Consider the following 26,653-nt stretch of genomic DNA (forward strand, 5'->3'; position numbering starts at 1 on the left):
GTCTAGGAACTAACCAACTAACAGCAGTTAGGTAAGCGCTGGCGCTTGCTCTGCTAGTTGGGTGTATTTTTCACGTAACTGATTCATTTTAAGTATGCTTTTTTCGGTGCTGTAAGCCCTAAATAATGCTAATACTTTTAAAATGCCATGATAAATATCTTGCTCGGCTAAATTACCACTGAGCCTACGCGCTTTAATATACGGAGTCCAAAAACTAACGGTTAGTTTAAGAGTATGGGCAAGTTCAAGCGCATCTTGCTCTTCTATGGCAATCATTTCGTTATCGCGAAGGCCTAAAATAACTTGGCGAACCTGCTCTAATAAAGTTGACTGAAAACCAATGTAGGCTTGTTTTAAGCTTTCATCCCTTGAGAGGATGTCGCCTAAGTTGTCGTAAAAAAAATGATAGCGCCACATTAGCTCAAATAATGAATCTAAATAAGCAGTTAAATGGTCAAACGCATCATCGTTTGCTTCAATGGGTTTAAAATGAGTATGTAAATGCTCGCTGTAAAGCGCAAAAATATGTCGGATAATGTCTTCTTTATTTTTAAAATGATAGTAAAGATTACCCGGGCTCATCCCTAAATGTGATGCAATATGATTGGTTGATATTGCACGCTCACCATGTTCATTAAATAACGAAATACTGGTGTGTATTATTTTATCCTTAGTATTCATATGCGACGACTCAAATTAACTTATAAACTACATTACACTAAATATCAGCCTTGCAGTATAAACAAATCAGGCTGGTTTAAATACCATCATAATTTACTATTTTAAAAACGAGGTCTGATTATGCTCCACGCAGGCATTTGTATTAATGTGGTGCTGTTAACTAAAGTAAAGCCTAAGCAGCGTAATTACACTTTAAAAAATAGTAACGCATTTAAAACACTTTCACTGATTAAATATCAAACATAAAAGCTCAACCTGATCTCCTAGGCTGATTTGTAGAACAAACACTGATAGACTACTTAAAAAATAATAGTTAGTGAAATCTATGAACGTTACGGCAATCTATCCTGGTACATTCGACCCGTTAACCAACGGCCACACCGACCTAATTCAGCGCGCAGCTAAAATGTTTAGCACGGTTATTGTTGCTATTGCTCATAACCCTTCTAAAAAGCCGTGCTTTAGTCTCGATGAGCGAGTTGATTTAGCCAACACTATTTTAGGGCATTTAAGTAATGTAAAAGTGATTGGCTTTTCAGGCTTACTAGCCGATTTGGCTTTTGATCATAAAGCTGATGTGCTTATTCGCGGTATTAGAGCGGTATCTGATTTTGATTACGAATTTCAGCTCGCAAATATGAACCGCCGCCTAAATCCAGATTTAGAAAGCGTATTTTTAACACCTTCTGAGCGCAACTCGTTTATATCTTCAACCTTGGTAAAAGAAGTTGCCCGCCATAATGGCGATGTGAGCGAATTTGTAAGCCCACTTGTTGTGGATGCTTTAAAACAAAGGTTAGGCTGCGACGCAAGCTAATTAAACACAATTAGCGCACTTTGGTGCGCTAATATACCTAACTACTTTTTAGCCATAGCTTGTAATTCATTGTGGTTAAATAAAACGCGTTTAAGCCTTACCAAGCCTAAAATATCTTTGTTTATAATTAATACTATTGCCATTATTAAGTCACTCGAAAACTGGCCAACCCCATAGACCCCCCATAACCACCAATAGTCATAACTAACCAACACCACATAATCGTAATGCATAGCCATGTGTAATGTTGCATTAAACGTTAAACCACAAAGAAGATAATAATAGGCTGTGGCGTTAGCATGTTTATAATTATAGGAGAGGCAAGCAAGCGTGAAAATGGTAAGTAAATCTGCAATTACTAAATCTAAATATATTGAGCCTGTAAGGATAAATGATGCTTTGAACATAAATAGGCTGAGCGTATAAGAGAGCATCATCACCAAAGAAATGTACATAATATGCTTATTGCGGCAGTTTATTGTACAAGCAAAATTATAAAGAAATGGAACTACAAAAGCCCATGTAATAAAAATACTTAGGTAGTCATTTACTGTGCTCAATGCCATAAATACATGTTGGAGCATTAATAAGCACCCATTTTTTTAACGAGATATTTTTTGACTTTTATTAACCCTAAAATATCTTTATTTATAAATAAAACCAATGCCATTACTAAGTCACTTGTAAGCTGCCCAATACCATAAAGCCCCCAAAACCACCAATACTCTATATTCCCAACAACAATACTATCGTAATGCATACCGTAAAATACAAACGCATTAAAACTAAGCCCCACGATTAAATAATAAAAAGCGATCGGTTTAGCTTTCGATAAAAAAATCATCCATATCATCAAAGCGATTATGGTAACTGCATCAAATAAGAACAGTTTTAAGTGAGGTGTGGCTGTTTGCGGGTCCATAACCATACTTGATGTATATGAAGCCATCATAATAAATGATATTTGGGCTAAACTTTTATCTGACTTATTTATGCTTGTAGATAAGCAATATAAAAATGCAAAAACAAACAGCCATGTAATTAAAATGGTTATGTAATCATAAAGATCAGCCATCGCCCATAACAGGTTATGCATATCGGAAACGCTTCAACTTTGTAGTTAAATAATTACTTAGCTTTACTAAACCTAAAATATCTTTATTAACAACTAAAACCAACGGCATTAATAAATCAGTAAAATACATGCCAAACACATAAACATTCCAAAACCACCAATAATACAATGTGCCACGCACTTCGATATCGTAATGCATCGCTAAAAACAAACACGCATTAATACTTAAGCCTGCAATGACATAATATAAAGATACAGGCATAGCTTCATTACTAATGCGTTTATAGGAAAAAATGACTCCTAAAGTAACAATGTCAAAATAAAAATAATATAAGTGCGATACAGTAACTGTATCGAAGAGAGTGCTAGAGCTATAAGAGATCATCATAATCAAAGATAAGTACACATTCGCTTTTTGAGAAGTATTTATACTTACAGATAAGTTATATAAAAATGCAAAAACGAACAACCAAGTAATGAAAATACCCACATAGTCTCTAATTGACACTAAATCCCAAAGAATATCAGCCACTTTGCTTCAATCTCATAACACCGTTCACTAACTTATCAGTAGCATGCACTAACCTTAAAAAATCCTTTTTTACGAAAAAAATACCAACCATGATGATATCCATCATATTAATAACAACCGTATAAAAAGACCAAAACCACCACGGTTCGTAATTACCACGTACAAACACATCTATGTGCATAGCTAAAAATAATAACGAATTGATGCTCAAGCCAAATAATAAGTAAGTAGATATGCGCTTTTCAGGTAAGTAATACCGCAGAAAAAAAATAAAAAACAAAGTGACTACGTCATAGCAAAATAACTCTATGTAGGTAATATCATAAATATCAATAAAGAAACTAAAGCAATAAGATATGGCCATAACTAAAGATAGCCATACAGCCTGTTTTGTTGGATTGTTAATGCTAGTTGTTAGTGAATATAAAAAGGCCATTAAAAACCCCCACTGCACCAACACACCGATATAAACTGACACTTCAGGAGGGATTAGAACATTATTCACTATTGCGGTTTCTTAGCAAAGAACGAGTAAATAAGGTTTTTTAAATAAATAATTTTTAAAAAATCTCTATTGATAAACAGCACTAAAATCATGCTTAAATCTAATACCAGTACTACCGTTACATAAAAATCATAAAACCACCAGTGGGTGTAATTCTGTAAAATATGACGGTCTAAGTACATACCCAGAGCTAAACACATATTTATACTCAGCCCAAACATAAGGTAGTTAAAGGCAATTGTTTTTTCTTTAATATATAAGTTCTGCACAAGTGCCAATATAACTAGGGTTATAGCATCTAATAAAGCAATATCAAAATAAGTAACTGTTTGAAAATTAAAGAACATTCCTGGAAAATATGAAACAGCCATTATAAGCGAAAGAATAACTAATGCTTTAAAGCGTGAGTTAATAGATGAAACTAAAGAGTATAGAAATGCCATGAGAAATCCCCATTGCATAATAATACTTAATGTATGTGCAAAGCTTATATCTGAGATAAAAGAAATAAACCCCATCTTAAAAGCAAGCTCGGAGAATAAAGATCTCGAAATTCATTAAAACAACCATTTACTAAACAACCTGACTTAACACTAAACTTTTTAACAATTATTATTAATTACAAAGTTCTATTAAAAAACCAACTTTTAAACTTAACAAGGCCTAAAAAGTCTCTATTGATAATTAGTACGGCAATCATACACAAATCAGAAAACATAACAGCCGATGAATAGAAACGCCAAAACCACCAGTAGGTATAATTATATAGAATATTGGTATCTAGATACATGCATAGGGCTAAAAAGGTGTTAACACTAAGGCCGATGATTAAGTAGGCATAAGCTGTCGTTTTCTCTTTAATAAAATAACGCTGAGTTACATACACAGCAACTAAAATAGCGATATCTAAAAGGGCAAAGTCTAAATAAGTAACTGTTTGAAAGTTTGTGAATATCCAAGGCAAATAACCTATCGCCATAATACTCGAAAGTACAACAAAGCCTTTAAAGGGGTTATTTATTGAAGATACTAATGAGTATAAAAAGGCCATGAGAAACCCCCACTGCACAATAGCGCTTAATATATAAGCGAAATCGAAGTTAGAGATTACATCAATAATAGCCATGTTGTTTGAAACACTATGTAGTTAGGCAAAAAATAAGTAATATTAACATAATTCATCTGACCTTCGTCAGTACCATAGCCCTCACCTGGCAACTAAAACTCAATAGCCCCACAAATGCAGCAAACCTCAAGGTATTAAAGTTCAGCCACATTATAACTTTTCAATAAGCCGATTACTCTTTAGCTGGTTAACCACTAGTGAAAGCATCATTAAAACATCAATTACGTTTACCCCGATAGAATAAACACTCCAATACCACCATGGCTCAAAGTTATATAGAACATATAAGTCATAATACAAAAGCAACGTAAGTACGGCATTAGCAGTTAAAGCCAGAACGAGGAACAGGGAAGCTTTGGTACGTTTAAAAACATTGCAGTACTGCAAAGAGAGCAGCGCTACAATTGTAATAAAATCGTAGAACGCCCAATTAAGATATAGGTTATCTAACAATTTTATATAGCTGCCAAAAATATATGAGCAGAGCATAAGTGCAGATAAATACACAGGAGATTTATTTTCTTTGTTTATGCTGGAAACCAAACAAAATAGGAAGGCCATTAAGAAGCCCCATTGGGAGAAAGCCGCTACATAATCCATTAGGGCTTCAGAAATATACATTTAAGCTAGATTGTTGGTTTGCTTATGGATGATTTCAAAGCAATAGCTAACTTGTTCTTCAACCTATTAAGCAACAAAAAATCTCTATCTACGATTAGCGCTACAGCCATTAGTAAATCAAGTGTGAAAACTGAAAAAGTATACAAATCCCAAAAAAACCATGGTTCAGTATTCCCAAGAATAAATACATCTAATTGCATACCGAGGGCTAAAACAATATTAATAGTAAGGCCTACTAATAAGTATAGATATGAAGGAGTAGTAACTTTCATTATGGCTCTAGAGCCTAGAAGAAGTAAAATAATCATAAAATTATTTACAACGAAATCAAAATACGTCAGGTCATATATTGAAAACCAATCTAAGAAATAATCAAATAAAGCACAAGATAAAAACATTACGAAAGAGCTGAGTAATAAGGTCGTATTCCTTTTTATATCTAAACTGTAGACAAAAATGTTAAAGAATAGGGCCATTAAGAAAGCCCACATTATAAAAGCCGATAAAGAAAAATGACCAAATAACTCAGTTAGAAACATCTTTTACCTTACAAATTATCTTGGACGAGGATTGCCTCCAGGAAGAATAGTTGGAAGATGTCCCATGCTTTCATTGCTCGCAGCACTCATCGCCTCTTGAGAGAAGCTTACTGTATCAGATTGTAGTGTTTTAGGGCTAGCAGTTTGTTCCGTTGCAGGCTGTAATTGTTGTGTTTTATTGTATGCTTGCATTTGTAATTGACTATTAGCTGAAACTTGCATGTGATTGATCCTTGTATAAGTTTTAATATTATTTGGCGCAACTTTTAATCACACCATCATATAGGTAATTGCATTACCTGTTTTAAGCAGTGATAGCTATTTTGCTATCTGACTTATACAAAGCAACCAGCGTGCCAAGATTTTTTGACATACCCATAATATATGCTAACAAGGTATTTTATTCACACTAAGCCTTAAGTTAACCCTTATTACTAAAGTGAAAACTCGCACACACCTCAAACTCATCTGACCAGTTTATTGTACGCATAAAAAAACGCACAGGGGTAACCGTACGTTTTTTATATCCAGGGAATTTAAGCCACGTATTTACACGGGATCTCCGCACGTGTACTTGGCTTTAAAATATATTCCATTGCTACTTCGTCACAATTTTCTTTACGAAGGCAAAGTTCGCAATCTTTCATTACCTTCTCTGGTAACGATTCTTTACTACAAAAAGTAAAATGTTGCTGTTCAAAAAAATCCGGCACGCGGGTTAATACAATAACGCGATTAAGCGCCAATTTTTTGGCTTTTGCTAATAAGTGCTCTACAAGCTGCCTACCCTGCCCAGTTACCGCGCTTTGTGGATCTATGCCTAAAGAGCGTATTTCAGCAAGCCCCGTATCGTAAATGTATAACGATGCACATCCCGACACTTTGCCGTCTATTTCTGTTACTGCAAATTCGTTAATTGAATGCACCATGTCGCTTTTAGCACGCGGCAAGTTTTCACCTACAGTGGCCCAGTGCTGTATCAGCCTAGCAATATCTTCAACATCATCTAAATTTGCATCACGAACCGTTATTTGCTGTTTTTTTTTGGCTTCTTTAACCGCTTTGGTAACTTGTTCAATAGATGTACCGCCAAGCGCTTGACGTGCTTTAATACAGGCATCTATTTCAAGTACTGGGTAAACGTCATCTTCAAACACGTCATTAATCGATTTGTACTGCTCAAGCGAAAGCTCCTCTAAGGTTTTACCTTCGCTTATAGCAAGCTGCACAAGTACACCCACAATGTGGTGGCCTTCTCTAAATGGCACACCTTTAGCTACTAAGTAGTCTGCAAGCTCTGTCGCATTAGCATGGCCGCCTTTTGCTGCTGCAAGCGTTTTATCGCCGTTTACTTTTACGCCTTTAATACACGCTTGCGCCATGTGAATACAGGCAAGCCAAGTTGGCATAGCGTCAAAAAGACCTTCTTTGTCTTCTTGCATATCTTTATTGTACGCAAGAGGGAGTGCTTTTAAGGTCATCATCATGGCACTAAACGCGCCAAATACACGGCCAGTTTTACCACGAATAAGCTCTAGTGCATCAGGGTTCTTTTTCTGCGGCATTAACGATGAGCCAGAGGTAACATTATCAGCAAGCTCTATAAACCCGGCTTCACCAGAATTATAAAATATTAAATCTTCAGCCATACGCGATAAGTGAATCATCGAAATAGAGGCACAGCTTAAAAGCTCTACTACAAAATCACGGTCAGATACGCCATCAAGGCTGTTTTTAGTTGCGCCAGTAAAGCCTAGGCCTTGCGCCAAAGCTTGGCGATCAATTGGGTAGGCAGTACCTGCTAGTGCGCCACTGCCTAGAGGGCAAAAATTAAAACGCGCTTTGGCATCTTGCAAGCGGCTTTCATCACGCTCTAGCATTTCAACGTAGGCCATACACCAATGGCTAAACAATACAGGTTGAGCACGTTGTAAATGCGTATAGCCTGGCAATATAGTCCCCAGCTCGCGCTCAGCTAACGCCACAAACTCAGCTTTTAGTGCAGCAATTGCACCGAGCAAATGATCGGCAGTATCGCGGCACCATAATCTAAAGTCAGTGGCTACTTGGTCATTACGGCTTCGGCCTGTGTGTAGCTTTTTAGCTAAATCACCTACTTTTTCGATTAGTGCAGCTTCTACGTGCGAGTGAATGTCTTCTGCACCTGAGGTTGCCACTGCTTGTGGATCTGCTTTTACTTCTTCAAGCAGTTCATTTAGTGCTGCAACCAATTTGGTGTGCTCATCGCTTGTAAGTACATTTACTTGCTCAAGCGCACCTGCCCATGCCACAGAGCCAATAATATCTTGCTCTGCTAACTGATAATCGAACGGAAGTGAGTCGTTAAATTGTTTAAACGCCTCATCTGGACCCGTAGAAAAACGTCCGCCCCATAATGCCATGAAATCTCTCCAAACCCTGTAATGCCCCTTATACAAGGGGCTATAAATAATTTACTTTTTAGCCATTGCTGAAATTCTGCTCGAAAGCGAGAATAAACGAATAAAGCCTTCAGCATGTGACTGGTCATATACGTCGTCTTCACCAAATGTAGCAAAGTCTTCGCTGTATAAGCTATTAGGTGATTTTTTCTGAACGGCTGTCACTTGGCCTTTGTAAAGCTTAAGTACAACTTCACCTGTAGCAAGTGTAGAAAGCGCTTCTGCACCGGCTAAAATAGAGTCTTTTAGTGGTGTAAACCAACGCCCGTCATAGACTAAATGCGAAAATTCACCGCCCAGTACTTCTTTCCACTTACGGCTTGATTTATCAAGCACTAGCTCGTCAATGGCTTGCAGTGCCGCCATAATAACGGTGCCGCCTGGTGTTTCGTAACAGCCGCGCGATTTCATGCCTACTAAACGGTTTTCTACAATATCTACACGGCCAACACCATGTGGCGCAGCAATGTCGTTTAATTTAACTAAACAGTCGTAAGGTTTAAGCTGTTCGCCATTTACGGCAACCACTTCACCCTCAATAACCGTAAGCGTTACATGCTCAGCTTTATCGGGTGCTTGCTCTGGTGAATTAGTCCAGGTCCAAACTTGGTCACTAGGCTCACACCATGGGTCTTCAAGCTCGCCGCCTTCGTGCGAAATATGCCATGCGTTAGCATCACGGCTGTATATTTTTGTTGCTGAAGCAGAACACGGAATATCACGCTCAGCCAAGTAATCTAATAATGATTCACGGCTTGATAAATCCCACTCACGCCATGGTGCAATTACTTTTAAATCGGGTGCAAGCGCTGCAAAACATGATTCAAAACGTACTTGGTCATTACCTTTACCAGTACAACCATGCGAAAGTGCATCGGCACCTACTTTACGTGCAATTTCAACTTGCGCTTTAGCAATAATAGGACGCGCCATAGACGTACCTAATAAATAAGTACCTTCGTAAATAGAACCCGTTTTAAGCGTTGGGTAAATGTACTCACTTACCATTTCATCTTTTAAGTCAACTACGTAACACTCAGATGCGCCTGATGCGATTGCTTTTTCTTCAACGCCTTCAAGCTCTTCAGCGCCTTGGCCTACATCGGCAACAAAGGCAATTACTTCACAACCGTAGTTTTCTTTTAACCATGGCACGATAGCTGAAGTATCAAGACCACCTGAATAGGCTAAAACGACTTTTTTAATTGAACTCATAGGTGTTCCTTAACAAAATTTGGATTTAGTAATGTAACTAGCAGAGCATTTTGCGCATGCATGCGATTTTCTGCTTGTTGAATAATTTTTGATGCTGGGCCATCCATTACCTCAGAGGTAATTTCAAACTCACGGTGGGCCGGTTGGCAATGTAATACCGTAGTCGCACCTGTTTGTTCTAGCAATGCTTGGTTTAGCTGATAAGGCATGTATTTTTCTTTAACTTGCTCAAGAGGCGTATCATCGCCCATAGACACCCACGTATCTGCATATACAACATTAGCGCCTACAGCGGCTTCTACACGGTCGCTTACCATTACTGATGCGCCGTTCATTGCAGCAATTTGCTCAGCCTTTTTAAGAATTTGCGAATCAGGCGAGCTGCCTTTTGGTGTAACAGCAACAAAATCAGTTCCTAGCGTTGCCGCTAATAACATAAGTGAATGAGTAACGTTGTTACCTTCACCTAAGTAAGCCACTTTTAGCTCGCTTACATCGCCGTGTACTTCTTGTAGCGTTAAAAAATCAGCCAATGCCTGGCACGGGTGATATAAATCACACAAGCTATTCACGACAGGTACACTAGAGTATTCACCTAAGGTGGTTAACGTGCTGTGCTGGTTTACGCGCGCTACAATTCCATCAGCCCACGTAGAAATATTAAGTGCAAAGTCTTTTACAGATTCACGTGCACCCATAGCGCCGTTTTGCTGATCTAAATACACAGCGTGGCCGCCTAAACGGTTAATACCAATATCAAACGATAAACGCGTACGTAAACTTTGCTTTTCAAATAAAGTAACAATTGACTTACCCGCTAATACTTGGCTGTACTTTTCTGGCTTTGCTTTTAAATCACGCGCTAGTTTTAGTAAATTTAGTGCGCCTTGTTGGTCTAATTCTAGACCCGTTAAAAAATTCTCTAACATGATAACCCTATGGTGTAATTTTTGTTCCGACATGCTCGCCCTGTAGCAAAGCAGTTAAATCGTCTGGCTTTTGCCAGCTGGAAATATACACACCGCGTCGTAAATGTTGGGCAGCGTGCAGGCTGGTCTTAACTTTGACCTCCATTCCGCCCAAAATTACCCCTTCATCAATTAAAGTATCAATGTGTTTTGTGTCAAGTTGATGTAACGGCTGCTTGTTTGCATCAAGTACCGCTTCTACATCTGTCATAAAAATAAGTTCTGCATTTAAGTTGCTAGCAATCGCTGCGGCAGCTTCATCAGCATTAACGTTATACCAGTTACCTTGCTCATCAAACCCAATAGAGCTCACGATAGGTAACCGACCAAGCTTAAGTAAATCGTTAACAATTGAATCATCATTACTTTCGCACTTACCTACTTGCCCAAGCGCTTTTAGCTTTTGAGACGCCATAACTCCGGCTTCATACAAACAAAGGCCAACAGGTTTATGGCCTGCATTAATAGCTTGGCTTACCAGCTGCTTATTTGCACAGCCAGCCAGCGCCCCCACTATGTAAGGCATTTGCTCACTTGGGCTAATACGCAGTCCTTGGTGCTTTGCACTAGCAAAGCCTGCTTGTTTTAGCCAAGTGTCAACTAACGAGCCACCACCATGAACAATAACAAACTGATTATTTTGATCAGCGCTTAATACGTCAAACAAAACTTTTGCCGCGTTTTCAGTATTAAGTACAGCACCACCTAATTTAATTACCCACGTTTTAGTGCTCATTAAAAGGCTCCTTTTAAGCCAGTGGTGTGATCTAAATTCATTGATAAGTTAATACATTGCAAGGCTTGGCCCGCAGCGCCTTTTAATAGATTATCTATCGCTGCCATAACAATCAGTTGAGAGCCTTGCTGCTGCCAACCAATATCTACATACGGTTGTTTTACCACGCTTTTAATAGATGGCACTTTATCAGCTAACAAACGAATCAACGGCTCGTTCTTAAGTACTTGATAAGCATCAGATACGTTTTCCTTGGTAACGCCTGGCTTAAGCTGTACATAAATAGTTTCTAAAATTCCACGCGGAAAATTACCTAAGTGCGGTGTAAATAACACCTTGTGGCCAAGGTGTTGTTCAATTTCAGGCCCATGACGATGGTTAAATAAACCATATGGGGCAAGCGATACTTCACAAAAATGAGTACCTACGCTGGCTTTGCGCCCTGCGCCAGTAACACCTGAAACAGCATTAATAATCACTTTTTCATCACTCAACAAGCCTGCCTGTTGCAACGGCTTTAACGCATTAAGCGCAGCGGTTGGGTAACAGCCGGCTACTGCCACAAGATTTGCATTGGCAATTGCACTGCTATTCCACTCTGCTAACCCGTAGGCTGCTTCGTTTAATAACTCAGGATGTTGGTGCTCAAAACCATAGTAAGTAACATAGTCGTCGTTGCTAGCAAGGCGGTAACCACCTGATAGGTCGAATACTTTTTTACCCATAGCTAAAAACTGCGGGGCTAAATCAACACTTACTTTGTGATCAGTACATAAGCAGATGTAATCGGCACTCGAATTTATGTCATCAAACGCGGATTCGCTCAGTGGTAGTAGAGGAATATCAAGAAGATTTCTATGCTCTGGGTATAAATCACTTAATAATTTATGTTTATCTAAACTTCCCTCAGAGACATAACAGCCCGATAACGTTAAATTAGGGTGCTTAGCAACTAAGCTTGCTAATTCTGCGCCGCTATAACCGCTTGCGCCAATAATCGCTACATTCATTTTTTACTCGTTTATAAATTTACTACTAAATAGGTGTGGTGTTCGCTTACACTAGCTTAGATGCTAGCTAATACTTTTCTCAATGAATTGTTGATTATCGTCGCATTATCTTCATGGCTATACTTAATATATTTATGCTTAAAAAGTGAATTGATATTCATCATAAATACTTTTATATTGTTATGCAATTAAATTGAATAATTATTTTGGATTTTTTTATGTCTTTGCCGTCATTTATCTCTATGTACCAACAACTCATTGCAGCCCCCTCTATTAGTGCAATAGAAGATGAGCTTTGTATGAGTAATAAAGGGGTAATAGAGTTGCTAGCACGTTGGTGCGAAAGTTTAGGTTTTACTTGCGAAATTATAGAGTTAGAAGGTGGAAAAGGCCGATACAACCTACTTGCTAAGCGGGGAGAAGGCGATGGCGGCTTAATGCTTGCAGGCCATACAGACACCGTACCGTTTGACGATAGCCGCTGGAACCACGACCCGTTTAAACTCACTGAACATAACAATAACTTATATGGGTTAGGTAGTATTGATATGAAAGGCTTTTTTGCTTTTGTATTACAAGCTATTAGTGAGCTTGATATAAAACAGCAAACACAACCTATTTTAATACTCGCCACTGCCGATGAAGAAACCACCATGGCGGGAGCGCAGCAAATTTGTAAGCACCCTAATTTAAAACCTGCGCGTTGTATTATTGGTGAACCTACTGATATGACTCCTGTATTTACTCACAAAGGACATATGAGCACGGCTATAAGAGTGATTGGCCGTTCAGGTCATAGTTCCAATCCCGAACGTGGTCTTAACGCCATCGAAGTCATGCATAAAGTGATTACAAAATTGCTGATCTTAAAAGAGCAGTTAAAGAATAAATATTCAGTTGAACATTTTGAAATACCTTACCCTACCTTAAATTTAGGTAATATTCATGGTGGCGACAACGCAAATCGAATTTGTGGCTGCTGCGAAATGCACATAGACATGCGCCCGCTCCCAGGGTTAAGCATTAAAGACTTACAAGCCTTACTTATTGATGCCACCAGCGATATAAACGCGCAATACCCAAGCGCAGTGAGCGTAATTGATTTACACGAGCCCATTCCAGCTTTTAGTGGCAGCACTGATAGCGCACTCGTTAAAATGGCAGAAAAAATTGCAGGAGAAAAAGCCGTTGCAGTAAATTACTGCACAGAAGCTCCGTTTATTCAGCAACTTGGCTGTGAAACAATAGTCATGGGGCCTGGCTCAATTAATCAAGCCCACCAACCTGATGAATTTTTAGCAATGGAGAAAATAAACCCATCGCAAAAAATTATAACTGACATTATTAGGGCAAACTGCTTTAACGCTTAAAAAGAAGACTGTATTAAAACTCACAGCAAAAATAACAAAGGCGCCCATTGGCGCCTTTGTTTTAGTTTATACCTAGGCGTTACTGCATATACTTACTTAAGTACTTTTTAAATACAGGGTCTGTTTTAGCAAGCTCTTTTTGCTCAGCTAAAATCTCTTTTAATATAACTCCCGATGTGAGCGGATTAGCCAATACCACTCTAAATACCACTGTCGGCTGATTATCGTACTTTGAAGGGGTTAAGCGAGTACGCGATACAAACGAGCGTCCTGATTCACGTTGGCGTTTTTGCATACTGGCAGTAAAGCGATTGAGCGACGCGAAAATTTCTAACCGTGTTGCGGCATCTGCTTGGGCTATGGCTTGTTTAATTTGTTTAGGCACATAGCGGTATGTAAGCAAACACAGCTCAGGCTCTGAAATCAGCTCAAAGTCTTCATCGGCTTTAATTAAATCAGCAAAGTAATGTGCTTTTTTGATACTACGATCAATAAGCATTTCGTAGCCCTTGCGGCCAATAACGCGTAAACAAGCATGTACTAACATAGCCATACCTGGGCGGCTGCCTTCAAGTGTATGGCTTCCTAAATCTTTTGAACCTTTACGTAATATATACTCTGCATGGTGCTCTATTGCATCCGTAGCAGTTGGGTCTTTAAATAACACCAAGCCTGCCCCCATTGGCACATACATTTGTTTGTGTGCATCAATGGTAATTGAATCTGCGCGCTCAATTCCTTTTAGTAATGGGCGATGCGTTTGCGATAAAAGCGTTGCCCCACCCCACGCTGCATCAACGTGAAAATGGCAGTTTATTTGCTGCGCTAAATCGGCCATATCATCAAGAGGGTCGATATTACCGGTCTCGGTTGTACCCGCAACCCCTACAATTGCCATAACTTTTATGCCTTGCGATTCAAGCTCTAAGGCTTTATCACGCATGGCATTCACATCAACCTTATTATTTTCGCAGGTTTTTACACCAATTAAATTTTCACGGCCGATGCCTAGTAAATCAATTGATTTACCTAAAGAATAATGCCCTCGCTCCGACACTAAAACGGCCAGCCCTTTGTAGCCATAATGCAGCATACCGGCAACGAGCCCTTGAGCGGCAATGCCTTTAAAGCTGCCGTCGGGTTTTAATAAGCGGTTACGTGCAATCCACAGTGCCGTTATGTTTGCAACTGTACCACCAGAACAAAAAGCACCGAGTGATGTTTTAGCACTGTGCATCCATTTAGAATAAAACGACTCATCTTGCGAGTAAGCTAAATGATGCATCATACCTAGTACTTGGCGCTCTAGGGGCGTAAATGCTTTTGAGGTTTCTATTTTTACTAGGTTTTGATTAAGCCCCACCATCAATTTTGAAAGCGGTAGTAAAAAATGCGGAAGAGCCGATGTCATATGCCCAATAAAGCTAGGCGCAGCCGTGTGTACCGAATGGGCAACTAGCTGCTCCATAATATCTTGGGCGTAAGCAGATACAAACGTTGGGTTTTCTGGGATCACCGCAGCCTGAAAATCTTTTTCAATTTCGTGTAATGGTTTTTCAATTGCCGCTATATTTTCGTTTAAAAACCCTGCTAAATTACTCGAAATTTCAAGCTCAATTTTGCTTAAAGTTGAGTCTGGCGCTTCAGGTACAGTAAATATACGCTTAAGGCTTTCTTTAGAGGCGACGGCACAACGCTTTTGATCCATCTTTATACCTAGTGTGTGTGTGTAGCTAAAACACGCGTTTAACAGTTAAAAATGCCAAACTATGGCGCTATTATAAGCAGCGTGCTTCTTTTAAAAATTGCGCTAACTTTACTGCAATATAAGTAAAATGTCTCCCTTTAAGCCATAAAAGCGACTAAACGGATGACAAATATTGTAAAAAAATTTCAATAATAGGATTTTATTAAAAAGTCACATTTTAGTTTTGGGCAAATTGCATTTATGCGTATACTTAATATGTGTAACAATAAGGGACAAGTATGCTCACAGGGAAATTAAAAGGGAAGTGGTTTATAGCTGGCTTTACATTGTTTTTGGTCAGTTTATTAGTCTATGTTTATTACACCTATAGCTCAGCGCGTAGCGAAATTATGCACGCTGTCGATGAGCGCCTTCTAAATGCCGCCACCAGCGTAAAACATATTTTAGGGCAAAGTTACCACGATAGAATTAGCCAAGGTTACGATATTGGTTTTTCGGTTTACCAAACTAAAAGCAAACAACTCTCAGAGCTTGCACAAGCGCTTGATATAGCTTACGTCTATTCGATGATCATGCGCGATAACAAAGTTTACTTTACCTCATCCAGCTACACCAAAGACGATCAAGAAAACGCACGTGTTACGCAATTTCTTGATTTATACCCAGAGGCCACCGACATTAACAGGGGCGCGTTTTATTCTACCGAGCCTGTTTTTGAGCAATCTAGCGACCAATGGGGTGATTTTAAAACTGTTTTTATTCCCTTTGTAGATAAATATGGTACTACCTACATTACGGGTGCCGACATAACCTTAGATGATTTAAATAAAAAGCTTCAATACAGCGTCACTAAAGCCATAATAACGGCGTGTTTTTTCTTTTTTATTGCGGTACTGGTTGCAGCTATTTATATATATTTGTTAAAGCGTACCCTAGCAACAGATGCCAGTACGGGCTTTGCCAATCATATTGCGCTTGAGTACTTTATCAAAAAGAGTAATTCACACCACATGCAGCTTGCCATTATTTGGGTGAACGAAATTGAAGATATTAATAGCTTTTATGGCACTCAAGTTGGCGACAACGTAATGAAAAGCTTGCTCAGTCATTATCAAAGCCGCAGCCCGCAAAGCTGTAAGGTGTATCGCCTTGCTACCAATAAAATTGCCGTTCTTACCCCTAAAAACTTTAAAAGCAGCGAACTGAGCGATTTAGTTGAGTCGTATAACGCAAACAGCCCGGTATTAACAAACCCATTTATTTATATAACTTACTGCGCAGGTATCGCCAGTGGTAATAAATCACTACTGATTGAAAACGCGCACATTGCAACGCTTCAGGCTAAACATGGCCGCGGTAAGGTTGTTAGCTACTCAAAAGTAATGAGCGATGTAAAAAACCAGTATCAATACAATGTAAGCCTTGCCAAAGAGGTTCAAGAAGCATTTGATAACAACCGCATAGTGCCTTATTTTCAAGCTATGTTTAACACCACCAATAATGAAGTTGTACATTACGAATGCTTAGCCAGAATGGTGACTAAAAATGGCGAAATTTTAAAACCCGACTCATTTTTAAATGTAGTGAGCCGTTCAAGAATGGGCGGACTATTAACGCGCACGCTATTTAGCCAATGTATAGAGCGGTTTAGAAAAACAGATATATGCTGGAGCTTAAATATCAGCGATAAAGATATACTCGACCCTAGTTTGAGTGAATACATTGCTAACGAGCTTAAGCGCTACCCGCACCCAGAAAACATAACGCTTGGCCTTTTAGAGTCACACGCTATTACTAATTTTTTAGAGGTTAAAACGTTTATTTCTATGGTAAAAACCAAAGGAGTGAATGTCATTATTACTGGTTTTGGTAGTGGTTATTCAAATATTTCGAATGCGCTAAAGCTTGAAGTAAACGGTATAAAACTCGACGGCGCATTAGTAAAACAAGCAGTAAGTGATGAAAATATAGCCTTATTTATTGAGCATACAGTTCATGCTGCAAAGCAACTTGGTTTAACGCTCATGGCAGAATCGGTAGAAAATGTAAGTATTGAAAATGCGCTTAAAAATGTAGATGTGGCGCTGATGCAAGGCAATTACTTTGCTTACCCAGCGCCACATGTTAACTCATCAAGCCAAGAGGAAGTGGCCGTTTAAAGGTCTATCACTAAACGATGGCTTTGTTGGCCGCTGGCCCAGTATTTACGCTCAAACGGAGTAATCGCTTCGTTTGACTCATACAGCGTTACCTCACACGGGTGTCCCGTTAGCTCAAGCGCTCTGGCAAACTCTTTTACATAAATATCCCAATTACTGCGCACCTCTAAGCGACCGCCTAGCTTAACAATAAACGGAAAAATAGCCGCGCCGTGCCACCTACGTTGGATATGCTTAGATTTAGGCCATGGGTTAGGATAAAGCAAATAATGATGAGTAGGCTGCCAATTAGCAGCCACAGCTAAACGCCAAAAGTCGTTTAAGTCAGCTTGTACCAAAATGTACTGGCCGCTGTCTGTTTGTTTATATTCAACATCGTGCTTATCTAAGCGGTGTGACGATTTATCAATACCAATAATTAATGCATCTGGGTGGCGCTTAGCTAAATTAGCCGAGCTCTCTCCTACTCCACAACATGAGTCTATAATAAGCGGTCCATTAAAAGCTTGAACCTGCTCATTGACTTCATCAAACGCTTGTTGAGTGTGCTCAGCAATAGGCTTTTTAAACTCTGCGTTTAAATGCTTGTTAACGATTTCATCAAGCTTTTCGTGTATGCCCGCCTGATTAGATACAATACTGCGTGAATTTGCATCGCTCATTAATGTCTAAGCCCCACACCTTTTTTAATTAACGTTAGCGCTAAAGTAAATAGCACCGTAATAAATACTAATATAACGCCAAGCGCGACACTTAAATCAACATCTGATACGCCTAAAAAGCCATAACGAAACGCATTAACCATATAAATAATTGGGTTTATTTGCGATACATTTTGCCAAAACTCTGGCAGTAGCGTAATTGAATAAAATACGCCGCCTAAGTATGTTAATGGCGTTAAAATAAAGGTTGGGATAATACTAATATCGTCAAAACTATTGGCGTAAATAGCGTTAATTAAACCACCTAGTGCAAACACCGCTGAGGTTAAAATTACCGTCGCCATAATTACAAATATATTGTGTATTTGAATATCCACAAACAACAGCGATACACAGGTAACAATAAAGCCCACCATCATGCCGCGGGTCATACCGCCGCCCATATAACCAAGTACAATTATGTAATTAGGCACAGGCGCAACCAGTAGCTCTTCAATGCTTTTTTGAAACTTGGTTGAATAAAAACTAGAAGCAACATTAGAATATGAGTTGGTAATAACCGACATCATTATTAGCCCCGGAACAATAAATTCCATGTAGCTAAAACCACCCATTTCACCAATACGTGAGCCAATTAAATTACCAAAAATAACAAAGTATAAACTCATCGTAATCGCCGGCGGCACTAAGGTTTGCACCCAAATACGTAAAAAACGAATACACTCTTTAATCCATAAACTCTTTAAGGCTACGCCATATTTAAACATTTATTCGCCCCGCCCTTGCTCTAGTAATCCTACAAATAACTCTTCTAATCTGTTTGCTTTATTACGCATACTCAAAACAGTGTTACCTTGCTCGGTTAGCGCACTGAAAACTGCATTTAACCCTTGAGATTTAGCCACTTCAACTTCTATGGTGTGTTCATCAGGCATGCTAAACGAGTACCCCTCAAGGGTGACTGGCTGTGCTGGCTGTTTTAAATCAAGCACAAAGGTTTCTTTATCAAGCTTAGCTAGTAACGCTTTTATAGTGGTGTTTTCAACAATACGGCCAGTATCAATAATGGCGATGTTTTTACATAACAGCTCGGCTTCTTCAAGGTAATGCGTGGTTAAAATAATCGTTACGCCTTGCTCATTAATTTGGCGTAAAAAGTCCCACATTGAGCGGCGCAGCTCTATATCAACCCCTGCAGTGGGTTCATCTAATATTAGTAGCTTTGGCTCATGCATTAATGCGCGGGCAATCATTAAACGGCGTTTCATACCCCCAGAAAGCGTACGTGCTTGCTTGTCTTTTTTTTCTAATAAGCCAAGCTGAGTTAAATATTTATCGGCACGCTTATGCGCTTCTGCGCGGGTAACACCGTAGTAGCCTGCTTGATTTACCAATATTTGGCCAAGCGTTTCAAACTGACTAAAGTTAAACTCTTGTGGCACAAGGCCTAAATGCGCTTTAGCAGCTTCAAGGTCGGTATCGATGTTGTGTCCAAACACTTCCACCTTACCTTGCGTTTTATTTACCAAGGACGATATAACACCAATAGTGGTCGACTTACCGGCACCATTTGGGCCAAGTAAGGCAAAAAAGTCGCCTTCAAAAACTTGCAAATCAACACCTTTCACGGCCTCTACACCGTTTTTATAAACCTTGGTCAGGCCTTTTATATTTAAAGCAACATTTTGCTTATTCATTATTTACCCTCACCATAACCCCAACGTTTAGTTAGGTTATGTTCAATGTTTAAATGATCTAAAATTCGCGCCACCATAAAATCAACTAAGTCTTCAATACGTTGTGGCTTATGATAAAAACCAGGCGCAGCGGGCATAATAGTGACCCCTAAACGCGCAAGCTTTAACATATTCTCAAGGTGAATTTCGCTAAAGGGCGTTTCGCGTGGCACTAAAATTAACTGCCCTCGCTCTTTAATAACCACATCGGCTGCACGCTCGAGTAGGTTATCTGATGCTCCGAGCGCAATAGCAGACACAGACCCTGCACTGCACGGGCATACTACCATTTTTTTAGGGGCCGCAGAGCCTGAAGCTACAGGACTAAACCAGTTATCTTTACCAAATACTTTTAACTGCTCTGGCTTGGCATTAAATAAAGCACTTAACTGCTCGGTTGCTTTATCTTCATTAGCTGAGAGTTTAATGTTTGACTCTGTATCAAGCACCACGCGCGCAGCACTTGATATAAGTACATACACTTGAAATTGCTGCGCGAGTAATACTTCAAGCAATCTTAAACCGTAAGGCGCGCCTGAAGCACCACTCAACGCCAGTGTAATTTTATCTTTAAACTGCACATTATTCTCCGCTGTATTTTTTAGCTAAACCATCAATTAAGTGTTGATGTAAGCCATTAAAACCGCCATTGCTCATAATTAATATGTGCTGATTTGGCATTATATTTTCAAGCACAGTGTCAATAATCATTTGCGTACTATTAAAACACTGCATACCGGCATCATCGGCTTGCGCTTTAAGAGACCAATTTAGGTTATCGGGCTCAAATAACAGCACGTCATCGGCATCACTTAACGAAGCAAATAGCGTATGTTGGTGTACACCCATCTTCATGGTGTTTGAGCGTGGCTCTAAAATAGCAATAATTTTTTCATCACCCACTTTTGCACGTAACCCCGCAAGGGTGGTTTTTATTGCTGTTGGGTGGTGCGCAAAATCGTCGTACACCTTAATGTTATTTATATCGGCTTTAAGCTCCATACGCCGTTTAGGGCTAATAAACTCTTCAAGCGCTGCAATGCTATGTTCAACTGCTATACCTACGTGGCGCGCTGCCGCGATAGCCATAATGGCATTTTTAACATTATGCTCGCCTATTGCTTGCCAATTAACCGTACCTTGAAGCTCATTGTTTAAAAGCACATTAAATTGGCTACCATCAGCGCTTAGCAAGTCATAATGCCAATCACCATTTAGGGTTTCGCTTTCGCTCCAGAGCCCTTGCTTAATAACATCATCAAGTGCTAAATCGTCTTTTGGCCAAATTACCTTGCCAGTATGAGGTAATGTACGCATTAAGTGATGAAATTGTTTTTTTATTGCATTTAAATCGTCAAAAATATCGGCGTGGTCAAACTCAAGGTTATTTAAAATGAGCGTACGTGGTAAGTAATGCACAAATTTACTGCGCTTATCAAAAAAAGCGGTATCGTATTCATCCGCTTCTATTACAAAAAATGGGGTTTCGCCCACTTTCGCTGACACACCAAAGTTTTGAACTATGCCACCAATTAAAAACCCGGGTTTTAAACCTGCATACTCTAAAATCCACGCCAGCATGCTTGCTGTGGTGGTTTTGCCATGTGTGCCTGCCACCGCAAGTACCCAAGCATTTTGCAATAGGTTGTGTTTAAGCCACTCTGGCCCCGATGTATACGGCAAGCCCTTATCTAATACATACTCTACACAGGGGTTACCTCGGCTCATGGCATTACCAATAACCACCATATCTGGCTTTGGCTCTAACTGTTTTACGTCGTAACCTTGGGTTAGCTCAATGCCCAGCTGCTCAAGTTGAGTGCTCATCGGCGGGTAAACATTTTGATCAGAGCCGGTTACTTTATGACCAAGCGATTTAGCAATAGCCCCTATACCGCCCATAAAGGTGCCGCAAATGCCTAATATATGAATATGCATAACTTTTTAAATCCTTTCGTACTTCGCACGTCTGTGAAGTTTAATGGCGCTATAATGCCAAATTTTAGGCTTCGTGACTATCCACGTCTCGTCAATTCACTGATGCTAAAACAGCGTTAATAAAATAAAAAAGCCCTCTTACCTAAGTAAGAGGGCTTGCTGGTAATAAGCTAAATTACAGCGTTAAAAATACAATTAAGCCTACGCCAAGTAAAAGTCTGTAAATTACAAACGGCAGCATGCCCATTCGTTCTATCACTTTTAAAAACATGAAAATACAGGCGTACGCCGATAAAAACGAAAGGACTACACCTAAAATTAATGTACTCCAATCAACCACATGATCGCCTAAAGCCAGCTCTATCGTGTAGTAAAGGCCCATCATAGAAATAATAGGTATAGCGAGTAAAAACGAAAAACGCGCTGCGCTTTGTTTGTTCATGCCCAGCAATAAACCCGCTGTCATGGTAATGCCAGAGCGAGAGGTACCTGGAATCATAGCCACCGCTTGAGCAAAGCCAATTAACAGCGCTGTTTTCCAGTTAAGCTGATAAATTGTTTTCATTTGCTTACCTTTGGCATCGGCGTACCAAAGTAATAAACCAAAAATAATAGTCGTAGCTGCTATAACCCAGGCACTGCGCAGGTACAGCTCAACAACGTCTTTTAGCAATAAGCCTAATAACGCAGCAGGTACAGTGCCCAGTATAATCCACCAGCCAAGTTTGCTGTCGTCGGTGGTGCCTTGAGCGCCAAACGATTTAAACCAGGCGCTAAGTATATCAGCCACTTCTTTACGAAAATAAATAACAACCGCTATTAACGTACCAACATGCACAGCCACATCAAAAGCAAGGCCTTGGTCTTCCCATCCCAAAATTTGCGAAGGTAAAATTAAGTGAGCTGAGCTCGAAATAGGTAAAAACTCAGTAAATCCTTGTATCAGGGCTAAAATAATTATTTCTAAAATACTCATGGGTTAGAAAACTCCACCTTCCATAGTTTTTGTTGAGGGTTGTTATACGCACTCCATAGCGCAGCAATGGTTTGCTTAGCAACGGGGTGATAAAAATTGGGGGCGACTTCACAAAGAGGCTGAAGTACAAAAGCGTTTTTGGTAATTTCATCGCGAGGTAATTGTGCAGGCGAGTCGCAAATAACGTCATCGTAAAAGAGCAGATCTAAATCTAATGTACGGGGGCTAAATTTTTTATCATCCGCTTTACGCCCGTTATCTCGCTCTATTTGTTTTAATAACTTACAAACACGCTCAAGCGGCATTGATGTGGTAGCAGCCACCACCGAGTTATAAAAGTTATTACCTTTAAACCCTACTGCTTCACTTTCAAAAACAGATGAATGCACAATATCTGTAAAGTGTTGCTCAAGTGCATCAAGCGCACAGCGAATATAATGCGCTTTATTTATATTTGAGCCTAAGCTGATATAAATTTGCGCCATTTAGCTCATAGCCTTTGTGCGTGTAATTTCTACACCTACGGTGTTTGCTTGCGCTACAGCGGCCGGTTTGCTCACTCTAATTGTTACTTGTGGTGTATTAAATTCGGTTAATATAATAGTTGCTAGTTGCTCTACTAAGGTTTCAAGTAACTCAACCGGCTTAGCCGTAGTGTGCTCAATCACTCGCTCGCTTACTTTTGCATAATCCAGTGCTAAATTAATGTCATCATTTGCTGCTGCAGGCTTTATATCGCTGAGCATTTCAATATCAAAATAAAGGCTTTGTTTACTTTCTTTTTCAAAGTCGTACACTCCAATAATTGTGTCGACGTGTAGTTGAGATATAAAAACCTTATCCATTGATACTCCAAATAACTATAAACACTCTCTAAGCATACAATGCATTGATAAAATTAATACTGTATATGCTTTAAGCAGTGTTTAAATATGTAAAAATTACTTCTACAATAGCCAAATAGCTAGATTAACTGCAAAATACAGCAGTTAATAATTTTCACGATAAATTGTGCCGCCAATAATAGCGTAAAAGTGCTATCGATGGGTATAGCAATTAAAAAATAAGGGACTTTGTGTTAGCCATTTTACTGTTTGTTTTAGCCTACTTATTAGGGTCGATTTCATCGGCTATATTAGTGTCCCGGCTATTCAAACTGCCAGACCCTCGCAGCAGCGGTTCAAATAACCCAGGTGCCACCAATGTGTATCGTTTAGGTGGAGCATTTCCTGCGTGCTTAGTATTAGTGTTTGATATTTTAAAAGGCACTATCCCCGTATGGGGGGCTTATTTTTTAGACCTAACGCCTTTAGCGCTTGGTTTGGTCGCCGTTGCCGCGTGCTTAGGGCATATGTACCCACTATTTTTTAGCTTTAAAGGCGGAAAAGCGGTAGCTACTGCATTTGGCTCTTTATTGCCGATTGGTTTATCGTTGGCGGGTCTGTTAATAAGTACCTGGATTATTGTGGTTGCTATTACGCGCTTTTCTTCATTAGGCGCTTTGGTCACGGTGTCGCTTGCTCCACTGTATACGTGGTTAATTAAACCGCTTTACACCCTACCGGTAACCTTTATTACCGTGCTAATTATATTTCGTCATCGCACTAATATTATTCGCCTTTTTAAAGGTGAAGAACCAAAAGTGGGCGCTAAAAAAGCGCCCACTAATGAAAAAAATCAATAATTATTGATGCTAAATGGCTTCTAAGCTGTCTATTGGCCAACGCGGTTTAGTTTTCATGTCGAGTGTGGCAAATTGGCCTGCTTTTAAGCGCTGCATACCAGCGTAGGCAATCATTGCGCCATTATCAGTACAAAACTCAGTACGTGGATAGTAAACCTGTCCTTTCATTCCTTGCATAACACGCTCAAGCTGTAAGCGCAGCTGTGTATTTGCACTTACTCCGCCGGCAATCACTAAACGTTTTATCCCGGTTTGTTTAAGAGCACGCTTACACTTAATAACCAATGTATCAATCACTGCTGTTTGAAACGCATGGGCGATATCTGCTTTGGTTTGTGCGTCATCATCATTTTCGCGAATCGCTATAGAAGCTGCTGTTTTTAAGCCACTAAAGCTAAAATCAAGGCCTGGCTTATCCGTCATAGGGCGTGGAAAAACAAACCGTTTTGCAACACCTTGCTCAGCCATTTTAGCTAGTCGAGGGCCGCCTGGGTAATCAAGCCCTAACAGTTTAGCTGTTTTATCAAATGCTTCACCTGCGGCATCATCAACAGATTCACCCAATACTTCGTACTGGCCTATACCGGCTACTTTTACCATCATGGTATGGCCGCCCGACACGAGCAAAGCAATAAAGGGAAACTCAGGCACGTTTTCTTCAAGCATAGGAGCAAGTAAATGCCCTTCCATATGATGCACGGCAACAGCTGGAATATCCCAACCATAGGCTAAAGAGCGGCCAATAGAGGTACCTACCAATAACGCGCCCACTAATCCAGGGCCTGCGGTGTATGCAATGCCATCTAAATCTTCAGGGCCACAACCGGCTTGAGCAAACGCAGCGTCAATAAGTGGCAGGGTTTTACGAACATGATCGCGCGATGCAAGCTCAGGTACAACACCGCCATAATCTGCATGTACTTTTACTTGGCTGTATAACTGGTGAGCCAATAAGCCTTTTTCATCATCGTAAATTGCAATACCGGTTTCATCACACGATGACTCAATGCCTAAAATTCGCACTTTACTTCTCCTGCCTTTATTTACTGCTTAACCTGCATTGTGGTTAAGAGATTTACACACATATTTAAAACTATTTTATCATTCTCTAGCTAAGGTTTTTACTAAGTTCAACGTAATAAACGCTAAAATTGCTAGAGAGCGATTAATTAACCACAGTTAATAATTACAACTATAACGCTAAACCAATATTGGTTTGTCCATCTGCAACGGCCTGCTTTTTAAGTGCCTTAACGTTTTCTGAAGTCACGCGGCCCATATTTTCTACAAAGTCGATTAGCTCACCCAAAACTTCAATTTCGTATTGCATTAATGGGTGTTCTCGTACGGCTTTATTGTCAGCCACTTCACCTTCAACCGTCATTTGGTATTCAATAAAACGCGCCACCGTTGCTTGCGATATTTTACTAACACTTATAAATTCTTGCTCGTCTTGCCCCATCAAGCCGTGCATTAGGCTCAAAAGCGACGTTGCAGCGTCTATTGCGGGGTAAGTGCCAAACATATCAAAGTCGGCAAGTTCAGGTACATTTGGCTCAATTTTTTCTACTTGTTTTTCGAGATCTATTTTACTTTTTGGTAGTAATATTTTTTCCCAGCAAACATTTAACGCACTGCGTAATAAGGCTTCATCACCAAAACCGGTGGCTTCACTAAATAAACCATAATTAGGTAACATACGCTCAATTAAAGCACTTGCTAACACCGCTTTTTGTAAGTAGTTTAGCTCTCTAATACGCTGAAAGTTATTCGCTTTTGTCATTTCTTAACGTCTCACATGACCAACAAAAATCAAATGTTGATCCATTATGCTCATTACAGTTAGGGCATACCCAATCTGGAGCGGATTGTTTTACTTGTTGGTAGTTTACCAATATTTCGCGCGCGTGGCGCTCTTTTATCGAATAAACCTGCACACTTACTTGGGTTTGTTCAAAGGGGATTTCGCCTAAGGCGCCTTGAAGCATTTCACCTTGAATTTGGCACTCAATTCCCGCGCTTAATAACAGCCCTTTGATTATATTTGCCTCTAATGTGTTATCTGCTTTGTAGAGCGTTACCCACTGAAAAGCTTGCTGAGTACTATGAGTATTAATATTTTGCAATTATCACCTCAATTATTTTGTGTTTACA

Annotated in this window: 31 protein-coding genes; 4 read left to right on the top strand and 27 right to left on the bottom strand. The window is 39.7% G+C overall.

Going from position 1 to position 26,653, the window contains the following annotated elements:
- Nucleotides 1–27 precede the first annotated feature (27 nt).
- Nucleotides 28–681, bottom strand: coding sequence for a TetR/AcrR family transcriptional regulator (locus PSH41_RS13660; protein WP_273589265.1), 654 nt, complete (start codon nt 679–681; stop codon nt 28–30).
- 325 nt (nt 682–1,006) lie between these two features.
- On the opposite strand from PSH41_RS13660, the gene coaD reads away from it, so the two are divergent.
- Nucleotides 1,007–1,498: a pantetheine-phosphate adenylyltransferase gene (gene coaD / locus PSH41_RS13665; RefSeq protein ID WP_054983183.1), complete on the top strand. Its 492-nt coding sequence runs from the start codon at nt 1,007–1,009 to the stop codon at nt 1,496–1,498.
- Nucleotides 1,499–1,539: 41 nt separating this feature from the next.
- Here coaD and PSH41_RS13670 read toward each other — a convergent pair whose 3' ends face one another.
- The 14 genes from PSH41_RS13670 to argC all read right to left on the bottom strand — a co-directional run bounded on the left by PSH41_RS13670 (nt 1,540) and on the right by argC (nt 12,266).
- Entirely contained in the window at nt 1,540–2,082 is a 543-nt protein-coding gene (locus PSH41_RS13670) for a hypothetical protein (protein WP_055252934.1), read from the bottom strand.
- On the bottom strand, nt 2,082–2,594 hold the full coding sequence (locus tag PSH41_RS13675; protein ID WP_096042134.1) for a hypothetical protein: 513 nt from the start codon (nt 2,592–2,594) through the stop codon (nt 2,082–2,084). The genes PSH41_RS13670 and PSH41_RS13675 overlap by 1 nt, the downstream gene beginning before the upstream one ends.
- Complete coding sequence (locus PSH41_RS13680) at nt 2,587–3,105, bottom strand: hypothetical protein (protein WP_273589264.1); 519 nt, start codon at nt 3,103–3,105, stop codon at nt 2,587–2,589. The genes PSH41_RS13675 and PSH41_RS13680 overlap by 8 nt, the downstream gene beginning before the upstream one ends.
- Complete coding sequence (locus PSH41_RS13685) at nt 3,098–3,610, bottom strand: hypothetical protein (protein WP_273589263.1); 513 nt, start codon at nt 3,608–3,610, stop codon at nt 3,098–3,100. The genes PSH41_RS13680 and PSH41_RS13685 overlap by 8 nt, the downstream gene beginning before the upstream one ends.
- Nucleotides 3,610–4,053 carry a hypothetical protein gene (locus tag PSH41_RS13690; protein WP_084554546.1) on the bottom strand — a complete coding sequence of 148 codons (444 nt, stop codon included), beginning with the start codon at nt 4,051–4,053 and terminating at the stop codon, nt 3,610–3,612. Before PSH41_RS13690 ends, PSH41_RS13685 begins: the two co-directional genes overlap by 1 nt.
- 176 nt (nt 4,054–4,229) lie before the next feature.
- On the bottom strand, nt 4,230–4,736 hold the full coding sequence (locus PSH41_RS13695) for a hypothetical protein (RefSeq protein ID WP_273590066.1): 507 nt from the start codon (nt 4,734–4,736) through the stop codon (nt 4,230–4,232).
- 150 nt (nt 4,737–4,886) lie between these two features.
- Nucleotides 4,887–5,357, bottom strand: coding sequence for a hypothetical protein (locus PSH41_RS13700; protein ID WP_273589260.1), 471 nt, complete (start codon nt 5,355–5,357; stop codon nt 4,887–4,889).
- Nucleotides 5,358–5,362: 5 nt separating this feature from the next.
- The gene (locus tag PSH41_RS13705; RefSeq protein ID WP_064386905.1) at nt 5,363–5,896 is read right to left on the bottom strand and encodes a hypothetical protein; all 534 of its coding nucleotides are present in this window, start codon (nt 5,894–5,896) and stop codon (nt 5,363–5,365) included.
- Nucleotides 5,897–5,911: 15 nt separating this feature from the next.
- Nucleotides 5,912–6,118, bottom strand: coding sequence for a hypothetical protein (locus PSH41_RS13710; protein WP_064386906.1), 207 nt, complete (start codon nt 6,116–6,118; stop codon nt 5,912–5,914).
- Nucleotides 6,119–6,432: 314 nt separating this feature from the next.
- Nucleotides 6,433–8,298, bottom strand: coding sequence for an argininosuccinate lyase (gene argH / locus PSH41_RS13715; protein WP_273589259.1), 1,866 nt, complete (start codon nt 8,296–8,298; stop codon nt 6,433–6,435).
- 51 nt (nt 8,299–8,349) lie between these two features.
- A complete protein-coding gene (locus tag PSH41_RS13720; protein ID WP_004588532.1) occupies nt 8,350–9,552 on the bottom strand; it encodes an argininosuccinate synthase in 1,203 nt (400 codons plus the stop codon).
- The gene (locus PSH41_RS13725) at nt 9,549–10,481 is read right to left on the bottom strand and encodes an ornithine carbamoyltransferase (protein WP_024034341.1); all 933 of its coding nucleotides are present in this window, start codon (nt 10,479–10,481) and stop codon (nt 9,549–9,551) included. Before PSH41_RS13725 ends, PSH41_RS13720 begins: the two co-directional genes overlap by 4 nt.
- Before the next feature lie 7 nt (nt 10,482–10,488).
- Nucleotides 10,489–11,256: an acetylglutamate kinase gene (gene argB, locus PSH41_RS13730; RefSeq protein WP_273589258.1), complete on the bottom strand. Its 768-nt coding sequence runs from the start codon at nt 11,254–11,256 to the stop codon at nt 10,489–10,491.
- Nucleotides 11,256–12,266 (bottom strand): N-acetyl-gamma-glutamyl-phosphate reductase, encoded by a 1,011-nt coding sequence (gene argC, locus PSH41_RS13735; protein WP_273589257.1) that lies wholly within the window; start codon nt 12,264–12,266, stop codon nt 11,256–11,258. Before argC ends, argB begins: the two co-directional genes overlap by 1 nt.
- A 218-nt stretch (nt 12,267–12,484) precedes the next feature.
- On the opposite strand from argC, the gene argE reads away from it, so the two are divergent.
- Nucleotides 12,485–13,636, top strand: a complete 1,152-nt coding sequence (argE, locus tag PSH41_RS13740) for an acetylornithine deacetylase (protein ID WP_273589256.1) — start codon at nt 12,485–12,487, stop codon at nt 13,634–13,636.
- Between the two features lie 79 nt (nt 13,637–13,715).
- Here argE and panP read toward each other — a convergent pair whose 3' ends face one another.
- On the bottom strand, nt 13,716–15,344 hold the full coding sequence (gene panP, locus PSH41_RS13745; protein ID WP_121637086.1) for a pyridoxal-dependent aspartate 1-decarboxylase PanP: 1,629 nt from the start codon (nt 15,342–15,344) through the stop codon (nt 13,716–13,718).
- A 278-nt stretch (nt 15,345–15,622) separates the two neighbouring features.
- Here panP and PSH41_RS13750 point away from each other — a divergent pair, with 278 nt between their 5' ends.
- Nucleotides 15,623–17,503: an EAL domain-containing protein gene (locus PSH41_RS13750; protein WP_443197750.1), complete on the top strand. Its 1,881-nt coding sequence runs from the start codon at nt 15,623–15,625 to the stop codon at nt 17,501–17,503.
- Here PSH41_RS13750 and trmB read toward each other — a convergent pair.
- From trmB to folB, 8 genes are all read right to left on the bottom strand, one after another.
- Complete coding sequence (gene trmB / locus PSH41_RS13755) at nt 17,500–18,165, bottom strand: tRNA (guanine(46)-N(7))-methyltransferase TrmB (protein WP_054983169.1); 666 nt, start codon at nt 18,163–18,165, stop codon at nt 17,500–17,502. The genes PSH41_RS13750 and trmB overlap by 4 nt on opposite strands.
- Nucleotides 18,165–18,932: an ABC transporter permease gene (locus tag PSH41_RS13760; RefSeq protein ID WP_004588540.1), complete on the bottom strand. Its 768-nt coding sequence runs from the start codon at nt 18,930–18,932 to the stop codon at nt 18,165–18,167. Before PSH41_RS13760 ends, trmB begins: the two co-directional genes overlap by 1 nt.
- Nucleotides 18,933–19,862 carry an ABC transporter ATP-binding protein gene (locus PSH41_RS13765; RefSeq protein WP_273589255.1) on the bottom strand — a complete coding sequence of 310 codons (930 nt, stop codon included), beginning with the start codon at nt 19,860–19,862 and terminating at the stop codon, nt 18,933–18,935. It lies immediately after the preceding gene.
- Entirely contained in the window at nt 19,862–20,482 is a 621-nt protein-coding gene (locus PSH41_RS13770) for a flavin prenyltransferase UbiX (protein WP_024034347.1), read from the bottom strand. Before PSH41_RS13770 ends, PSH41_RS13765 begins: the two co-directional genes overlap by 1 nt.
- 1 nt (nt 20,483) lies before the next feature.
- Nucleotides 20,484–21,839, bottom strand: a complete 1,356-nt coding sequence (mpl, locus tag PSH41_RS13775) for a UDP-N-acetylmuramate:L-alanyl-gamma-D-glutamyl-meso-diaminopimelate ligase (protein ID WP_273589254.1) — start codon at nt 21,837–21,839, stop codon at nt 20,484–20,486.
- A 175-nt stretch (nt 21,840–22,014) separates the two neighbouring features.
- Nucleotides 22,015–22,815, bottom strand: coding sequence for an undecaprenyl-diphosphate phosphatase (locus PSH41_RS13780; RefSeq protein WP_004588544.1), 801 nt, complete (start codon nt 22,813–22,815; stop codon nt 22,015–22,017).
- Nucleotides 22,812–23,300, bottom strand: coding sequence for a 2-amino-4-hydroxy-6-hydroxymethyldihydropteridine diphosphokinase (folK, locus tag PSH41_RS13785; protein WP_055252923.1), 489 nt, complete (start codon nt 23,298–23,300; stop codon nt 22,812–22,814). Before folK ends, PSH41_RS13780 begins: the two co-directional genes overlap by 4 nt.
- Nucleotides 23,301–23,660: a dihydroneopterin aldolase gene (gene folB / locus PSH41_RS13790; protein ID WP_004588546.1), complete on the bottom strand. Its 360-nt coding sequence runs from the start codon at nt 23,658–23,660 to the stop codon at nt 23,301–23,303. It lies immediately after the preceding gene.
- Between the two features lie 230 nt (nt 23,661–23,890).
- On the opposite strand from folB, the gene plsY reads away from it, so the two are divergent.
- Nucleotides 23,891–24,499 (top strand): glycerol-3-phosphate 1-O-acyltransferase PlsY, encoded by a 609-nt coding sequence (gene plsY, locus PSH41_RS13795; protein WP_024034349.1) that lies wholly within the window; start codon nt 23,891–23,893, stop codon nt 24,497–24,499.
- 9 nt (nt 24,500–24,508) lie between these two features.
- Here plsY and tsaD read toward each other — a convergent pair whose 3' ends face one another.
- From tsaD to PSH41_RS13810, 3 genes are all read right to left on the bottom strand, one after another.
- Nucleotides 24,509–25,522: a tRNA (adenosine(37)-N6)-threonylcarbamoyltransferase complex transferase subunit TsaD gene (tsaD, locus tag PSH41_RS13800; RefSeq protein ID WP_054983164.1), complete on the bottom strand. Its 1,014-nt coding sequence runs from the start codon at nt 25,520–25,522 to the stop codon at nt 24,509–24,511.
- A gap of 169 nt (nt 25,523–25,691) precedes the next feature.
- Nucleotides 25,692–26,282: a YjaG family protein gene (locus tag PSH41_RS13805; protein WP_029773574.1), complete on the bottom strand. Its 591-nt coding sequence runs from the start codon at nt 26,280–26,282 to the stop codon at nt 25,692–25,694.
- Nucleotides 26,266–26,625, bottom strand: a complete 360-nt coding sequence (locus PSH41_RS13810; protein WP_024034351.1) for a putative signal transducing protein — start codon at nt 26,623–26,625, stop codon at nt 26,266–26,268. Before PSH41_RS13810 ends, PSH41_RS13805 begins: the two co-directional genes overlap by 17 nt.
- Nucleotides 26,626–26,653 lie beyond the last annotated feature (28 nt).

The organism is Pseudoalteromonas sp. CST2 (genome assembly GCF_028599385.1).
GTDB lineage: Bacteria > Pseudomonadota > Gammaproteobacteria > Enterobacterales > Alteromonadaceae > Pseudoalteromonas > Pseudoalteromonas atlantica.

Excerpts from the sequence above, each read along its gene's own strand:
- PSH41_RS13660 (WP_273589265.1), bottom strand. The coding sequence starts at position 681 with ATGAATACTAAGGATAAAATAATACACACCAGTATTTCGTTATTTAAT.
- coaD (WP_054983183.1), top strand. The coding sequence starts at position 1,007 with ATGAACGTTACGGCAATCTATCCTGGTACATTCGACCCGTTAACCAAC.
- PSH41_RS13670 (WP_055252934.1), bottom strand. The coding sequence starts at position 2,082 with ATGCTCCAACATGTATTTATGGCATTGAGCACAGTAAATGACTACCTA.
- PSH41_RS13675 (WP_096042134.1), bottom strand. The coding sequence starts at position 2,594 with ATGCATAACCTGTTATGGGCGATGGCTGATCTTTATGATTACATAACC.
- PSH41_RS13690 (WP_084554546.1), bottom strand. The coding sequence starts at position 4,053 with ATGGCATTTCTATACTCTTTAGTTTCATCTATTAACTCACGCTTTAAA.
- PSH41_RS13695 (WP_273590066.1), bottom strand. The coding sequence starts at position 4,736 with ATGGCTATTATTGATGTAATCTCTAACTTCGATTTCGCTTATATATTA.
- PSH41_RS13700 (WP_273589260.1), bottom strand. The coding sequence starts at position 5,357 with ATGTATATTTCTGAAGCCCTAATGGATTATGTAGCGGCTTTCTCCCAA.
- PSH41_RS13705 (WP_064386905.1), bottom strand. The coding sequence starts at position 5,896 with ATGTTTCTAACTGAGTTATTTGGTCATTTTTCTTTATCGGCTTTTATA.
- PSH41_RS13710 (WP_064386906.1), bottom strand. The coding sequence starts at position 6,118 with ATGCAAGTTTCAGCTAATAGTCAATTACAAATGCAAGCATACAATAAA.
- argH (WP_273589259.1), bottom strand. The coding sequence starts at position 8,298 with ATGGCATTATGGGGCGGACGTTTTTCTACGGGTCCAGATGAGGCGTTT.
- PSH41_RS13720 (WP_004588532.1), bottom strand. The coding sequence starts at position 9,552 with ATGAGTTCAATTAAAAAAGTCGTTTTAGCCTATTCAGGTGGTCTTGAT.
- PSH41_RS13725 (WP_024034341.1), bottom strand. The coding sequence starts at position 10,481 with ATGTTAGAGAATTTTTTAACGGGTCTAGAATTAGACCAACAAGGCGCA.
- argB (WP_273589258.1), bottom strand. The coding sequence starts at position 11,256 with ATGAGCACTAAAACGTGGGTAATTAAATTAGGTGGTGCTGTACTTAAT.
- argC (WP_273589257.1), bottom strand. The coding sequence starts at position 12,266 with ATGAATGTAGCGATTATTGGCGCAAGCGGTTATAGCGGCGCAGAATTA.
- argE (WP_273589256.1), top strand. The coding sequence starts at position 12,485 with ATGTCTTTGCCGTCATTTATCTCTATGTACCAACAACTCATTGCAGCC.
- panP (WP_121637086.1), bottom strand. The coding sequence starts at position 15,344 with ATGGATCAAAAGCGTTGTGCCGTCGCCTCTAAAGAAAGCCTTAAGCGT.
- PSH41_RS13750 (WP_443197750.1), top strand. The coding sequence starts at position 15,623 with ATGCTCACAGGGAAATTAAAAGGGAAGTGGTTTATAGCTGGCTTTACA.
- trmB (WP_054983169.1), bottom strand. The coding sequence starts at position 18,165 with ATGAGCGATGCAAATTCACGCAGTATTGTATCTAATCAGGCGGGCATA.
- PSH41_RS13760 (WP_004588540.1), bottom strand. The coding sequence starts at position 18,932 with ATGTTTAAATATGGCGTAGCCTTAAAGAGTTTATGGATTAAAGAGTGT.
- PSH41_RS13765 (WP_273589255.1), bottom strand. The coding sequence starts at position 19,862 with ATGAATAAGCAAAATGTTGCTTTAAATATAAAAGGCCTGACCAAGGTT.
- mpl (WP_273589254.1), bottom strand. The coding sequence starts at position 21,839 with ATGCATATTCATATATTAGGCATTTGCGGCACCTTTATGGGCGGTATA.
- PSH41_RS13780 (WP_004588544.1), bottom strand. The coding sequence starts at position 22,815 with ATGAGTATTTTAGAAATAATTATTTTAGCCCTGATACAAGGATTTACT.
- folK (WP_055252923.1), bottom strand. The coding sequence starts at position 23,300 with ATGGCGCAAATTTATATCAGCTTAGGCTCAAATATAAATAAAGCGCAT.
- folB (WP_004588546.1), bottom strand. The coding sequence starts at position 23,660 with ATGGATAAGGTTTTTATATCTCAACTACACGTCGACACAATTATTGGA.
- PSH41_RS13805 (WP_029773574.1), bottom strand. The coding sequence starts at position 26,282 with ATGACAAAAGCGAATAACTTTCAGCGTATTAGAGAGCTAAACTACTTA.